The 14838-nt window shown below is 41.2% G+C and carries 11 protein-coding genes and 1 pseudogene; 3 read left to right on the top strand and 9 right to left on the bottom strand.

From position 1 onward, the window contains the following. Nucleotide 1: 1 nt before the first annotated feature. Nucleotides 2-247, bottom strand: a complete 246-nt coding sequence (gene rpmB / locus ACQ76V_RS08250; protein WP_342521455.1) for a 50S ribosomal protein L28 — start codon at nucleotides 245-247, stop codon at nucleotides 2-4. Nucleotides 248-535: 288 nt separating this feature from the next. Between rpmB and gyrB the strand changes: the two genes are divergently transcribed. Then, complete coding sequence (gene gyrB, locus ACQ76V_RS08245) at nucleotides 536-2461, top strand: DNA topoisomerase (ATP-hydrolyzing) subunit B (RefSeq protein ID WP_441000011.1); 1926 nt, start codon at nucleotides 536-538, stop codon at nucleotides 2459-2461. Between the two features lie 114 nt (nucleotides 2462-2575). Further along, nucleotides 2576-5032, top strand: a complete 2457-nt coding sequence (gyrA, locus tag ACQ76V_RS08240) for a DNA gyrase subunit A (protein WP_441000010.1) — start codon at nucleotides 2576-2578, stop codon at nucleotides 5030-5032. Nucleotides 5033-5097: 65 nt separating this feature from the next. Here the strand turns inward: gyrA and ACQ76V_RS08235 are convergent, their stop codons facing one another. The 4 genes from ACQ76V_RS08235 to mnmG all read right to left on the bottom strand — a co-directional run bounded on the left by ACQ76V_RS08235 (nucleotide 5098) and on the right by mnmG (nucleotide 9680). After that, nucleotides 5098-6048 (bottom strand): L-lactate dehydrogenase, encoded by a 951-nt coding sequence (locus ACQ76V_RS08235; protein ID WP_441000009.1) that lies wholly within the window; start codon nucleotides 6046-6048, stop codon nucleotides 5098-5100. Nucleotides 6049-6079: 31 nt separating this feature from the next. After that, a complete protein-coding gene (locus ACQ76V_RS08230) occupies nucleotides 6080-7021 on the bottom strand; it encodes a helix-turn-helix transcriptional regulator (protein ID WP_441000008.1) in 942 nt (313 codons plus the stop codon). Between the two features lie 87 nt (nucleotides 7022-7108). Next, the gene (locus ACQ76V_RS08225; protein ID WP_441000007.1) at nucleotides 7109-7744 is read right to left on the bottom strand and encodes a 16S rRNA (guanine(527)-N(7))-methyltransferase RsmG; all 636 of its coding nucleotides are present in this window, start codon (nucleotides 7742-7744) and stop codon (nucleotides 7109-7111) included. Between the two features lie 46 nt (nucleotides 7745-7790). Further along, nucleotides 7791-9680 (bottom strand): tRNA uridine-5-carboxymethylaminomethyl(34) synthesis enzyme MnmG, encoded by a 1890-nt coding sequence (mnmG, locus tag ACQ76V_RS08220; protein ID WP_441000006.1) that lies wholly within the window; start codon nucleotides 9678-9680, stop codon nucleotides 7791-7793. 215 nt (nucleotides 9681-9895) lie between these two features. Between mnmG and ACQ76V_RS08215 the strand changes: the two are divergent. After that, a pseudogene (locus ACQ76V_RS08215) lies at nucleotides 9896-10678 on the top strand (sugar phosphate nucleotidyltransferase). On the opposite strand, the gene ACQ76V_RS08210 reads toward ACQ76V_RS08215, so the two are convergent. The 4 genes from ACQ76V_RS08210 to ACQ76V_RS08195 form a co-directional block, all read right to left on the bottom strand. After that, nucleotides 10673-11653, bottom strand: coding sequence for an SDR family oxidoreductase (locus ACQ76V_RS08210; RefSeq protein ID WP_441000005.1), 981 nt, complete (start codon nucleotides 11651-11653; stop codon nucleotides 10673-10675). The pseudogene ACQ76V_RS08215 and the gene ACQ76V_RS08210 overlap by 6 nt on opposite strands. A 141-nt stretch (nucleotides 11654-11794) precedes the next feature. Continuing rightward, complete coding sequence (locus ACQ76V_RS08205; protein WP_441000004.1) at nucleotides 11795-12118, bottom strand: hypothetical protein; 324 nt, start codon at nucleotides 12116-12118, stop codon at nucleotides 11795-11797. A gap of 90 nt (nucleotides 12119-12208) precedes the next feature. Next, complete coding sequence (locus ACQ76V_RS08200) at nucleotides 12209-13453, bottom strand: sensor histidine kinase (RefSeq protein ID WP_441000003.1); 1245 nt, start codon at nucleotides 13451-13453, stop codon at nucleotides 12209-12211. Nucleotides 13454-13518: 65 nt separating this feature from the next. Beyond that, nucleotides 13519-14838 (bottom strand): histidine kinase dimerization/phosphoacceptor domain -containing protein (locus tag ACQ76V_RS08195; protein WP_441000002.1); only part of this gene is annotated, 1320 nt, incomplete at its 5' end.

Raw genomic sequence — 14838 nt, 5'->3', positions numbered from 1 at the left:
TTTATACGTCTTTAATGAGAGTTCCTTTTTTTCTTGCTTCTTTCAGCACGGCATGGATACCTTTCTTATTAATCGTGCGAAGCGTTTTGGCAGAAACTTTCAGCGTTACCCACTTATCTTCCTCGGGGACATAAAACTTTTTCTTCTGCAGATTCTGCTGAAACTTGTGCTTCGTCTTGTTATTGGATTTTGAGGAGCGATAACCATTTTGTGCTCCCTTTCCGGTAATGTCATCTTTACGTGCCATGATACGAATAAAACGTTATTTTACATTTCTTCAGATAGACTGGAAAAATAGGCTTATTCCCCAAAAAGATCAATGTTTCTTTTAAAGGTATTTTTTTCACATATTAAGCCGTTCTGGGGAGAACAAAAACAGCAAATTCAGGAAGACTTCTAACAGGGGATAAATTTGATTTACGAGCATATCTCTACTTTTGCCAATAAGCACCATCACTTACTTTGATTTTGCCTATTTATGCCCTATTTTCAGGCGTCTTCATCATTATTTTAAACCCCATTCATACCTATATTTATGGCGAATAAGAAAGGATCAGATTACAAAGCGGAAAACATTCAGGTTTTAGAAGGTCTGGAGGCCGTTCGTAAGCGTCCTGCGATGTATATCGGGGATACCGGTCAGCGCGGGCTTCATCACCTTATTAATGAGGTTGTTGATAACTCTATTGATGAAGCAATGGAAGGCCATTGCGATCAAATGGATGTGACTATTAATGAAGATGGTTCCATTACCATTACAGATAACGGTCGTGGAATTCCAGTCGATGAACATCCCAAAATTAAATTACCTGCTGTTGAGGTTGTTTTAACAAAACTGCATGCCGGGGGTAAATTCGATAAAAATACGTATAAAGTATCTGGTGGATTGCACGGTGTTGGTGTTAGTTGTGTGAATGCCCTTTCTTCTCACTTTTATGCTGAGATCCATCGTGACGGTGAAATTTATGTGATGGAGTTTGAGCATGGTGCCACGGTTCAGCCGCTTAAGGTAAAAGGTAAGACCGACAAAACGGGAACGACCATTACATTTACACCTGATCCGGAGATTTTTAAGCAGACCCAAGAGTTTAAGTACGATATTATTGCGGAGCGGATGCGTGAATTAGCATTTTTGAACCCGCAAATTACGATTAACTTAAAGGATGAGCGTGATGAAGACCTGGAAGAAACCTTCCATTACGAAGGCGGGGTAAAAGATTTTGTTCAATATTTGGATGAGGACCGTGAATCCATGATGCCGGAACCTATATTAATAGAAGGTGAGGTTGATATGGTTCCTGTTGAGTTGGCTATTCAGTACAATGGAAGTTATTCTCAGAATGTTCACTCCTACGTTAATAATATTAATACGCGCGAAGGCGGGACGCATATTTCCGGTTTCCGTCGTGCGCTTACCCGCTCGCTGAAAAAGTATGCTAAGGATAATAATCTTATCAAAAGTGACATCAGCGTTTCGGGCAGTGATTTTCGTGAAGGAATGACGGCTGTGTTAAGTGTAAAAGTTCCCGAACCTCAATTTGAAGGACAGACGAAAACGAAGCTCGGTAACTCTGAAGTACAAAGTGCCGTTGAGGTTATCGTTTATGAACAGATGAATGAGTATCTGGAACGGAATCCCAAGGTTGCTAAAAAGATTCTTGAGAAAGTAATTCTGGCCGCCGAAGCGCGAGAGGCAGCCAAGAAAGCTCGTAAGCTTATTCAGCGCAAGAGTGCGATGAGCGGTGGCGGACTTCCTGGTAAGTTGGCGGATTGTTCGATAAAAGATCCCAAGCAAAGTGAGATTTACCTGGTAGAGGGTGACTCCGCCGGTGGATCTGCCAAGATGGGTCGTAATCGCAGTTTCCAGGCGATACTGCCGCTTCGAGGTAAGATCTTGAATACCGAAAAGGCCAAGATCAACCGAATTCTGGAGAATAATGAAATTCAGGCCATGATTACGGCTTTAGGTGCTGGAGTGGGCCATTCTGAAGAAGATTTCGATCTGGAAGAATTACGGTACCACAAAATCATTATTATGACAGATGCCGATGTGGACGGCTCTCACATTAGAACCTTGTTGCTTACGTTTTTCTATCGATATATGAAACCCCTTGTGGAAGGTGGTCATGTATATATTGCGATGCCACCGCTTTATAAAATTACGGATAGCCGGGGCAATATTGATTACGCCTGGGATGAAGAAACGCGTCGAAAGCTGGTAAAAGAGCACAGAAAATCCCGTTATAAATTTGATGTTTCCCGCTATAAGGGGCTTGGGGAAATGAATCCCGAGCAACTTTGGGAAACCACAATGGATCCTGAAACACGAACCCTGCAGCAGGTAACGGTAGACAATGCCGCCGCTGCTGATAAGCTGTTTTCCAGGTTGATGGGTTCTGATGTTCAACCTCGTCGGGAATTCATTGAACGTAATGCTAAATACGCAACGCTCGATATTTAAATCTAAGTGGTGGAGTACGAAGTGTTGAGGTTCAGTTTTGAACGAAAACACTTTACCACTTTAGCCTTAGTCACTTTTAGGAATCTAATTTTAACACTGTACTAAATATTATCCATGGCAAGAGATAAAATTATACCTATTGCGATTGAAGATGAGATGCAGTCGGCCTATATCGATTACTCGATGTCGGTTATTGTATCTCGTGCCCTTCCCGATGTTCGGGATGGCTTAAAGCCGGTTCACCGACGTATTCTCTATGGGATGAGTGAGCTGGGCATGCTTCATAATAGAAATTATAAAAAGAGTGCTCGTATTGTAGGTGAGGTGTTGGGTAAGTATCACCCGCACGGTGATTCGGCCGTTTACGATTCGATTGTTCGGATGGTTCAGGATTTCTCCCTGCGTTATCCATTAGTTGACGGGCAGGGGAACTTTGGTTCTATTGACGGTGACTCTGCAGCGGCTATGCGTTATACAGAAGTTCGTATGGAGCGTATTGCCGAGGAGATGCTCACGGATATCAACAAAGAGACTGTCGATTTTAACGATAACTTTGATGATACCCTTCAAGAGCCAACGGTGCTCCCGGGGATGTTGCCGAATATGCTGCTGAACGGAGCTTCGGGTATTGCGGTGGGGATGGCTACGAATATGGCCCCCCATAATTTAACGGAAACCATTGACGGTATTGTTGCCTATTTGGATAATCCGGATATCGAATGCAAGGAGCTTATGGAACATATTCCAGCTCCAGATTTTCCAACTGGTGGCATTATATACGGTTATGAGGGAGTGAAGGAAGCCTATGAAACGGGTCGTGGGAAGATCACCCTTCGTGCTCGTTGCACAACAGAAGAGCTGCGTCACGGACGTGAACAAATTGTTATCACGGAGATTCCTTACCAAGTTAATAAAACTACCTTGGTTCAAAAGATTGCCAAGCTGACGCAAAACGATAAAATTGACGAAATTTCTGAGATTCGTGATGAGTCGGATCGTGACGGAATGCGCATTGTGGTAATACTTAAAAGAAATGCCAATACAGGCATTGTGCTCAATCAGCTTTATAAGTATACACAGATGCAGACGACCTTTGGGGTTATTAGTTTGGCGCTTGTAAAAGGGCGTCCCAAAGTAATGCCGCTTAAGGAGCTTATTTATCATTATGTAGAGCATCGTGTTGAAGTTATTATTCGACGTACGCTTTATGATCTGGATCAGGCTGAATCTCGAGCGCATATACTTGAGGGACTTAAGATTGCACTGGATGATCTGGACGAGGTCATAAAAACGATTCGAGCCTCGGACAGTCCTCAGGAAGCGAATGAAGCGCTACGATCAAAATTTGCGCTTACTGATCTGCAGGCGAAGGCTATTTTGGATATGCGTTTGCAAAAGCTTACCGGACTGGAGCGTGATAAGATTGAGCTTGAATACAACGATATTGCCGAGAAAATTGCGGACTATCGTGAGATTCTTTCCAACCGTGATCGTCAAAAGACTATAATTAAAGATGAACTTCTTGAGATAAAGGATCGATACGGTGATGAACGTCGTACACAAATTGTACATTCGGCTGAGGATTTCAGCGTTGAAGATATGATTGCTGATGAAGATGTAGTTGTGACTATATCCAATAAAGGCTTCATCAAGCGTATGCCGGTCAGCGGTTACCGTCGACAGAAACGTGGTGGAAAGGGAATGAAAGGCACTACTACAAAAGATGACGAGTATGTAGAGCATCTTTTTGTAGCGACCAACCATAATTATATTCTCTTCTTTACGGAGAAAGGACAATGTTACTGGTTGAAAGTGTATGAGATTCCCGAAGGATCAAGAACTGCTCGTGGACGTGCCATTGTTAATCTTATTGATATTGATAAGGATGACTCTATCAAGACATTTGTGCCAGTGAAAACACTGGATGATGAGGAATACATCAATAACAATTACATTATTATGACCACAAAAGAGGGCAAGGTTAAGAAAACCACCCTTGAAGCTTATAGTCGTCCGCGACGAGATGGAATTATCGCTATTAATATAAATGACGATGATTCATTACTCGAAGCTGCTCTTACGAATGGTGAAAGCAACATTATTCTTGCCAATAGAAAAGGACGAGCTATTCGATTCCACGAAGATGAAGTCCGTGATATGGGCCGAAATACTTCTGGTGTAAAGGGAATGGATCTGGGTAAAGATAACGAGCTTGTTGATATGGTTGTTATCAAAAATACCCACGGTGCTACCGTTCTGGCCATCTCTGAAAATGGTTACGGGAAACGTTCGCTGGTCGAAGATTACCGCGAACAAAGTCGTGGCGGAAAGGGCGTAATTACACTTAAAGTCACCAAGAAAACCGGAGAACTTATTGCTCTTAAAGATGTTTCTGATAAAGATGATCTGATGGTTATTACTGAAGGCGGTAAAGTTATTCGGATGAGTTGTGACGGTATTCGAACGATGGGTAGAAATACACAAGGTGTTCGTATTATGCGTCTCGATACCGAAGGGAAAATTGCTGCCGTTACTCGAGTCGTTAACGAAGAGGAAGACGAAACGGTTTAGCAATTAGCACTTTATTAATTATATAATGTAGACCCTGTCAGAGTTTAAATCTGACAGGGTTTTTTTTAATCGATCTCTTCAATTCCGGACAGGCTTTCTTTCAAAATATTTGCTGATTGAGTAAGCCCTTCTATCTCTTCATCAGTAAGATCGGGTGTAATTTTATTCTTTACGCCTTCCAGTCCAATTACACTTTGGAGGCTCATGCATACATTGCTGATTCCGTATTCTCCATTCCAATGGACACTAACAGGAATCACACTTTTTTCATCTTCTAAAATCCCTTCTACGATACGCGCGATAACAACGCCGATTGCAGTATTGGTAAATCCTTTACGCTCAATAATTTCGTAAGCGGCATTCTTGGACTTCTGACACAGTTTTTCGAGCGCTTCTCTGTTATACGGTTTGTTCATTATAGTATTATGTTCAATGGGCTTGCCGCCGATATTGGCCTGGCTCCAGATCGGCACTTCGGAATCGCCGTGTTCGCCGAGGATATAAGCGTGTACCGATCGCGGGTCGACTTCATAGTAGTTACCCAAGAGCGCACGGAAACGGGCGGTATCTAAAAGGGTACCGGTACCAATAATTCTGTGGGGTTCTCGGCTGCTTAACTTTTGTGAAACATAGGTGAGGATATCCACCGGATTGGTAGCAATAATCAAAATGGCATTCGGGGCATGGGTATCTAATTTTGAAATGATATCCTTAAAAACAGTGGCATTTCTATTTAGGAGTTCAAGCCTTGATTCGTCGGGTGACTTTTGTCCAACTCCTGCGGTAACAACAATGACCTGGGTATCCTTGAGGTCTTTGTAACTGCCAGAGCGCACTTTTACATTTCCCACCAAAAGCTGACCATGCATCAGATCCATGGCTTCGCCTTCGGCTTTTTCTTTATTTTGATCAACCAAAATAATTTCACTTGCTATTCGCTGATTGAAGAGGGCATAAGCAGCAGCCACTCCAACATTTCCGGTCCCGATGATACCAACTGTTCTTCGCTGTATCATATTATTTTGTTTTCTGAATCTATGATAATATTTAATTATCTATCATTTCTTTTAATAATACATTTCTTTTTTCTAATAATAGGTCTGGTGAAATCAATTTTACGTCCTTAGGAAATTGAAGAAGCCATTCATTAATGAAATCCAAATTGTCAAAATAAAATTCAATCCTAAAAAAATTAGGTTTAACGGCCTCTTTATTAATTATTTTTGTCGGTAGGTTGGCTTGAAATCGCTTTACTGCGTTCTTGTGTACATCTACTATTATTTTTTCCGAACGCTCGTCAGAACGAAAAATAAGGCCTTCTACGTCGATTTTGCCATATGGCACGAATTCTTTATCCAGAATTTTGATATTTGACATGCGATCGAGCACAAAATTGCGGGTATCGTCTCTTTTATGTGAGTGGCCGATAACATTCCAGTGGTCACGATAAAAAACAATAATATAAGGGTCGACTTTTCGACTGCTGTTTTCTTCTGTCGATTTAGCTCGGTAATTAAATCGTATGGTTTTATTTTTTGCAATCGCATTGCTGATAACATACCAGTCACCGCCCTCCATTTTTTCAGCGCCAAAATTCAGAAAGGGATCAACCACCGTTCGTTCTTCCAGTGATTCCATAAAATTACGTAATTCATCTGGTACTACTTCTTTGATCTTTAGCTCTACACCCTTGGCATCCTCAATGAGTTTTTGGTCCACCTGAGATTTTACAAAATTAAGTCCCACCATAATGGTAGCCAGCTCTTTATTTGTGAACATAAGCGGTGGAATTTTATACCCTTGCATAATACCGTAGCCATGGTACTTATCGTGGGTGACCGGGACATTCATTTCCGATAGAGCATTGAAATCCCGAAATACAGTTCGCCGGCTTACGTTAAATTTTTCGGCAATTTTATCTACGGTGATACGACTGTTTGATTGTTGAAGCATTAGGATAAGCTTCATTCTGCGCTCAGAGCTATTCATTGATCAAAGGGATAGGTTTTGCGGTGGATGAAAGCACCTAATATAAGTGAAAGCGCAGAGTATATCAGCGAAGAAAAATCGGGAAAGTTAGGGGCGGGTGATGGTTATGATGGCTTTGCCAGCGTAAAATTCAGAACCACTGGAAAGGTCGTAGCATGTAATATTTAGCGATTCCGAAATGTCTTGTAGCTCCTCTTCGAAATCCAATCCTTTGTAAAGAACCATTTTTTTCCAAGGCAAATGGTTCGTCATTTTGATTAGATTGTTAATTTTAAAAGCATGTTTGGATATCAGAATACACTTTTGGTCATGCTTAAGGTTTTCAATGGAGCCATCAATAATGGCAATATTTTTAAGCTTCAGCTGTTGGGCTATTTGCTTCATCGCCAAACATTTTTTGGTAACTAAATCATTGAGCACAAAGTGTTTTTGGGGATGGGTAATTGCCAAGGGGAGGCCGGGCATACCGCCACCGGTCCCGGCGTCAATGAAGAGGTTGTTTTGTCTAAAGAAATAAAACTCCGATATGATCAGGGAGTGACGAATATGCTCCCAAATGGTTTCACGTGGAACGTCTCGACTCACGAGGTTTACGCGTTTATTCCACCAGAGTAGTTTGTCTAAGTATGATTCAAGCTTTTGCTTGTTATTCGTGAGGAGTTCATCAACTTTATCAAATGTTTCACGTGGAACGAGTTTTTGAGAGATATGAATTTGTTTCACGTGAAACTTATTTCTTTGTTGGGTTTAATAATTACTATGGGAAGAATTAGTTGTTAAGATATACCATAAGTACCGAAACATCGCTGGGCGAAACGCCACTGATGCGACTCGCTTGCCCCAGAGTTTCGGGCCGAATGCGTTCCATTTTTTCCTGTCCTTCAGCTGAAAGGCTATTTATTTTACCATAATCAAGCTCGTCAGGAATAAGGGTATCTTCCTGCTTTTTCATCTCCTCAACCATTTCAAACTCCTTCTCGATATATCCGGCATACTTGATCTGAATTTCAACCTGCTCGTAAACAAGTTCATCAGTAGTAATCTGTTGTGCTTGTTCTTTGAGTTCCGGATCCGCTTCCGTCAGATCAAAAATAGAAAGTTCGGGTCGGGGAATAAGTGTTTTTGCTTTTACCGGCTGGGATAATGTAGAGGTGCCTTGCTCTTTGAGCATCGCGTCCATCTTCTCTGGATAGACGGTATAATCTGCAAAAAGATCATGAATCTCATCGATAGCTTCTTTTTTTGTTTTGAATTTTTCAAAGCGTTCATCAGATGCAAGGCCAATCTTATGTCCAAGCTCAGTGAGACGTAAATCGGCATTATCTTGTCGCAACAAAATTCGGTGCTCTGCGCGGGAGGTGAACATGCGATAAGGCTCTTCGGTACCTTTGGTGATAAGGTCATCAATAAGCACCCCAACATAAGCCTCGGATCTTTTCAGGATAAATTCTTCTTGTCCCTGAACTTTTCGTGCTGCATTTATTCCGGCCATAAGTCCTTGGCAGGCAGCTTCTTCATATCCGGTTGTACCGTTAATTTGGCCTGCAAAAAAGAGACCCTCCGTAATTTTGGTTTCCATGCTGCGACGAATCTGATATGGAGGAAAGTAATCATATTCAATCGCATAGCCCGGACGAAGCATTACGGCATCCTCAAAGCCTGGAATAGTGCGGAGCGCTTTGTACTGTACATCCTCGGGGAGAGAGGTCGAGAACCCATTGAGATACATTTCGTAGGTATTCCACCCTTCGGGCTCTAAAAATAATTGATGACTGTTTTTGTCAGAAAAGCGATTGATCTTATCCTCAATAGATGGACAATAGCGTGGTCCGGTTGATTCTATTGTGCCATTAAACATGGGGCTCCGATCAAATCCGGATCGGAGCATATCATGAACGTCTTCATTGGTATATCCAATCCAGCAGGTAAGCTGCTCTTCTTTAGAGGGGAGCGATTCAGTCATGAAAGAGAAGGCGTTGGGATCCTTATCACCATACTGAATTTCAAGTTTGTTATAATCAATAGAACGCCCGTCAATGCGCGGCGGCGTACCGGTTTTAAGTCGACCGACTTCAAACCCTAAATCTTCAAGAGCAGCAGAAATTCCGATAGAGGCACGTTCTCCTGACCGTCCGCCACCGAAATTAGTATCCCCAATATGCATAAGCCCATTGCCAAAAGTACCGGTAGTAAGGATAACAGCATCCGCTTCAAAGACTTGACCGGTTGAGGTTTTAACACCCTTTGCTCTTTTCCCATCATCGGTTGTTAAAACATCAACCACATTATCCTGGCGGAAGTGAAGATTCTCTTTCTTTTCAAGCTCTTCGCGCATGGTCTTGCTGTAAAGAGCTCGATCACTTTGACAGCGTGGACTCCACATTGCAGGCCCTTTACTGGTATTCAGAATACGAAATTGCACCCCGGATTTGTCAGCAACTTTGCCCATAAGCCCGCCGAGGGCATCAATTTCTCGTACCAGCTGTCCCTTAGCTACACCCCCAATAGCCGGATTGCAGGACATTTTTGCAATGGCATCAAGGTTCATTGTTATCAATAGTGTGTTAGCGCCAATTTCTGCTGCCGCACCAGCGGCTTCACTGCCTGCGTGTCCGGCACCAACTACTATGACGTCGTATTTGGGAAAAAGAGAGTCCATAATATATTCTAAGTGTATGTTTTTATTACACTTATATGCTTAATTAATTGTGATAATGTTCAATTACTGCAATCCTTTACTATAATCAGTGGTAAACTTGAGAGTCTCCAAAAATAAGGGTTTTTGAGCAAAATATTTAACCTTCTGTCATAGAGTTATTATTGTGGTGATTACCAGTAGAATAGCAATTATAGGAAACTCAAAACGGGTAAATAATGTCAAAGATTCGGAAAGCCGTAATACCCGCTGCAGGATTGGGCAGTCGTTTGAGGCCACTCACAGATTATTTATCCAAGCCGATGTTGCCGTTGGGGAAAAAGCCGGTACTGCAATACATCATCGAGGAGCTAAAAGAAACGGGTATAGAAGAGATTGCTGTGGTAGCAAAAAGTGATGATACAGATATGAGGAACTATTTTAAAAAAGAAACCACAGTAGACTTTATCGTTGATGATACCCTTAGCGGACCGGGTGGTGTGTTGTTGAAGGCAGAATCATTTGTAAATGAAGAAAATTTCGTGGTAGCATTTTCGGATTCACCGCTAAAAGGAGAGGGGCGAAAAAATTATATCCAAAAATTAATCTCTTTGAAAAGGAATACAGAGATTGCAGCGGTACTGTAGATTTATCCAATACCTGAAGAGGAAATCTCATCGCGGGGCGTTGTTGAGTGTGAAATAGCTCCGGAATCAGGCGGTGATGTCTTACAACTTACAGGTATGATTGAGAAACCGACAGCAAAAATTAAAAACCCATGGGCAGTTGCTGGTCGGTATGTATTGGACAACCGCATTTTTAACATATTGAAAAGTATTGAACCGGATGAGGACGGAGAGCTTCAGCTAACACCGGCAATCCAAGAATTGATATCAATGAACAAGGCAGTTTTGGGGTTACCTTTGCCCAAAAAGTTAAAGAGATATGACACAGGAAATTTTAAGAACTATTTTGAGGCTCAGAGAGCATTTATGAATGAGGAGGAACAGAGTTCCTTATAGTAATTGTTCTTTTTTAAGCCAATCATAACAATCCTGAACAGATGTTTCCACAGATGGAATGTGATAACCCAATTCTCTTTTGGCTTTTTCACTGGAGTAAATCACATTTCGGGTCATAAGTTTTGCAAGTTCCGGAGTTAAGTCTGGTTCTTTTCCAGTAAAAAAAGAAATTCCAGCCTGCAGATAGGCAACAAGTTTGAGTATGAATTCAGGAATTACTTTGGGTTGAGCGGAAATGTTAGAGATTTTTCCGATGACAGATACAAACTCAGCAAAAGTGCAGTTCTGGCCGCCCAGAATATAGCGTTCCCCATCTTTACCCTTTTCAACGGCTGAAATATGAGCCTTTGCAACTTCCTCCACATGAGCCACACTCATATTTCCCCGGGTAACACCGGGTAAGTTATCATCTCGAAGGGCAAAGAATAGACGCCCCCAGTTATTAGCATCATGTGGACCTACGACCATGGCCGGATTCATGATTACGACTTTAATATTGTGATCACGAGCTTTCAGTGCCTCTCGTTCCGAGAGCCATTTGGTACGTTCGTAATTAACCCATGAGTCTTCTCCCTGCTGTGGTGTTTCCTCAGATATGGTTCCGTTTATCATTCCCCAAGCCGAAACGCTTGACGTGTGGATGAACGTGGATACATTTTTACCGGCAGAAACCTGAATCATATTCCGTGTACCACCCACATTAATTTCTGTTTGACGTTCATTTTTTTGCGACCACATGTTGGTATCGCCAGCCAGATGGAAAACGACTTCAGTATTGTTGGGTATGGCTTTTTGCAAAGAAGCAAGATCAGTGATAGATCCCTCCACCAATTGAACCGGCAGTTGCTTCAGCTTTGATATATCAGAAGTGGGTCGATGCAGAGTAGTAACATCCCACCCTCGTTCAACAAGTTGTTTTACCAAATTGATGCCAATAAAGCCAGTACCACCGGTAACAAAAGAACGTTTTGTCATAAAGATGTTTAATTGTGAACGATTGTGGTTGAACCAGTTATCAACTCGTATAGAAAATGGGCCAAAGGTAAAGGAATCCCAAAATAAAAAAGCCCTAAACTGATTAGAGCTTAGGGCTAAAAGATCTATTAAAAATCAGATTTATTGATTGTTATTCCAATCCAAAAATTCAACAATAGCACGCCAAACAGCTTCCATTTTAGTATCTGACTCAGCCTCAAAGGTAGTATCATCATCTACAACGACCATGCAGGCTTTATCTTTAATAAGTACCGAGTAACCCAAGTCATCTTCAATTTTGATGACCACCGGCATGAGCCATTTCCAGGCTAAGTGGAATTTCATGTCTTCGAGTTGCAGAAAAGCCAGCGGAATATCTTTTACATCATCCTGTTCTATTTTGATGGTTGAGCCCATCAGATCTTCAATCAGACGGTTGCCATTATTAATTTCTTCTTGGGTCATAATAATTGGGTTGATTCTTGAATATTTGCTGCTTTAAAATACGGAAATTTCAAAAGGGTACAACGTTAATTAAAAGACAAAGTTAGGAGTTTAATTTTCAAAGATACTACTGCTTCCTTTTTTGGATGTTTTCTTGAAAGAGAATGAAAATTTTGTACCCTGTTCTGTGGAATCGATGTTGTGTTCAGCTTCAAGTTGCTTTAAAAGAGTATCGACAAGTTGAAATCCGAGCGTGTCATTTTCGGAAAGCGTTGTAAATTCATCGGGCAGTCCTGTCCCATTATCAGAGATAGATATGGTAAGCATTTCGTCCTCATTTTCGGATAATTCTATTGCAATAAGGCCGTTTTTATCAGAAGTAAATGCATGCTGTAATGTATTGGTAACAAGTTCATTAATGATGAGAGATGCTGGTACTCCCTGGTTGATATTAATGGTAATGGCAGACAGATTGAGATCTAAATCAATGGTATTAAGCTGATCATAAACCTCGATTAAATTATCAACTAACTGTTTTAAGCTTTTATCGAAACGTAACTCGTTAAGGCTATTTGACTGATATATTAACTCGTGGATAGAACCAATGGCCTGAATTCGGGTAAGGCCAGCAACAAGTTTTTCTTTGAGACGAGGGTTGTCTTCTTCAAAAATCTGAAGTTGCATTAATCCAGAGACAATAGCCAGATTGTTTTTTACCCGGTGATGTATTTCGGAAAGAAGGACTTCCTTTTCGGCCAGGGAGTGTTCAAGCTTCGCTTGAGTTTCCTTTTGATCGGTGATATCCATGGCGCTTAAGATCAGGAACTTTTCATTGTCATTCTGTAGAATTTCGGAATTAAGAACCAGAGAAATAGGATTGCCAGTTTTGTCGTTTATAACCCATTCTTCATTTGGAAAGGATTGTCCTTCTAAAAGTTGTTGAAAATCATGGAATCCCCTCTCATAATTATTTTCACTAAGCAAATAAGAAAAGTGGCGCCCGACAACTTCTTTTTTATCGTATTCAAAAATGTGTACAAAAGCATTGTTAACATTATCAATGATACCCTCTTCGGTAATAACAAGGATAGCCACGTCGATGGTTTCCAGAATGGAATCCGTATATCGGCGACCTTGCTCCAGCGACTTATCTTTAAGATAGAGCAGTGTATATACCCCCGCCGAGGCAATAGTCACAAAAAGGAGTCCCTTTAGTATTTGGATGTTAAGAAGGCTGAACGCATGATCATTCAGCTCGGCAGCAATAAAATCAGAGCCAATAATCCATCCATAACCAAATAACAGAAGCATTAATGCTATAGACTTGCTATCTAAAAGAATTCTATAAAATCTCATTATAAAGAGTCGCTTAAATTATCTGCTATATAATGATAGTTATATGAGGCATATAGTATGAAATATCAATCTAAATATGCGTTGCCAATACCATTAACTTTGGCTCGGTCAAACGTCAGAGAAAACGCTGTACCGTTTTCGTCAGAAATAAATTGATAGATTGCATTTAGCTGTTTAGAAAGCGTATCGACAAGTTTAAAACCCAGAGACCCTTTATGTATTAGGTTTTCATAGTTGTTGGGTAATCCTTTTCCATTATCAGTAATAGCAAGCAGGATATGGTTTTTCTGTTCAGTAAGTTCAATGCGAATGGTACCAGTATCCTCAAAAGCATGCTTGAGAGCGTTGGTGACTACTTCATTAATAATGAGCGAGCAGGGTATAGCCTGATTAACATTAAGTTTAATAGCTTCCAACTTAAAAGATATCTCAATACTATCCGCTGATTGGAAAGTATCCGTAATATTTGAGATTAGTTTCTGTATATTTTCATCAAACCGCAGATTTGAAAAGCTATTTGATTTGTATAACAGCTCATGAATGGCAGCCATGGTTTGGATACGAGCCACGCTGTCAAAAAGCTTAGCGCGTAAATCTTCGTCTTTCTCCTCAAAAGCCTGCAGTTGCATCATACCTGATACCACAGCAAGGTTGTTTTTTACCCGGTGGTGTACTTCAGCCAGCAAGGTTTCTTTCTCCTTAAGGGATTCCCGAATTTCTTGGTCGCGCTTTTTCTTCTCCTGGTAGGCCAGAAGCTGTGCAATCTGATCGGTAACCGCCCCGGCAAATGAAATTTCATCACTTTTCCAGTTGCGCTGTTGGGTTACGGATTCATGGCAAACGACGGCTTGGGTAGAACCATAACTTATTACGCTGGTATCTAAAACCGATTTTATGTTATTAGGTTTCAAATACGAATCCGTGAGTTCACTAAAGGCTTCGTGATGGTATGGGTGCTGAGCAGCAATAATGCGTTGTTCATTAATGTAATTAAAATAGGTTGGGTTATCTTGCTGCATAATAATATTCCCACGCATACTGTTAAGCTGTCCCTCGTCATAAGAACAAATGCACCGCAGTTTGTGGTCTTCAAGCAGCCAAAGGTTTACACGTTCTACATTTAATGTATCGGCCGAAATTTGCAGAACTTCTCCCAGCGCATCCAAAATATCCTTTTGCAGCAGAGAATGATCCGTAGCCAGGCGGGAAACAACGTTCTGAAACTTACGACTTCGCTGCTCCCGTTCTTTAAAAGTCGTAATATCCTGCATAGCACCAATTATGCGAATAGGATTATTGTCATTATCACGTACTACAAAAGCGCGATCGTAAATATATTTGTAGCTGCTATCTGCGCATTTGAAGCGATATTCAAACTGAATACG

This window comes from Fodinibius sp. SL11 (genome assembly GCF_052060035.1).
Taxonomy (GTDB): Bacteria; Bacteroidota; Rhodothermia; order Balneolales; family Balneolaceae; genus Fodinibius.
The sequence above is the reverse complement of the archived record's forward strand: the minus strand, read 5'-3'. Positions and strand labels throughout refer to the sequence as shown.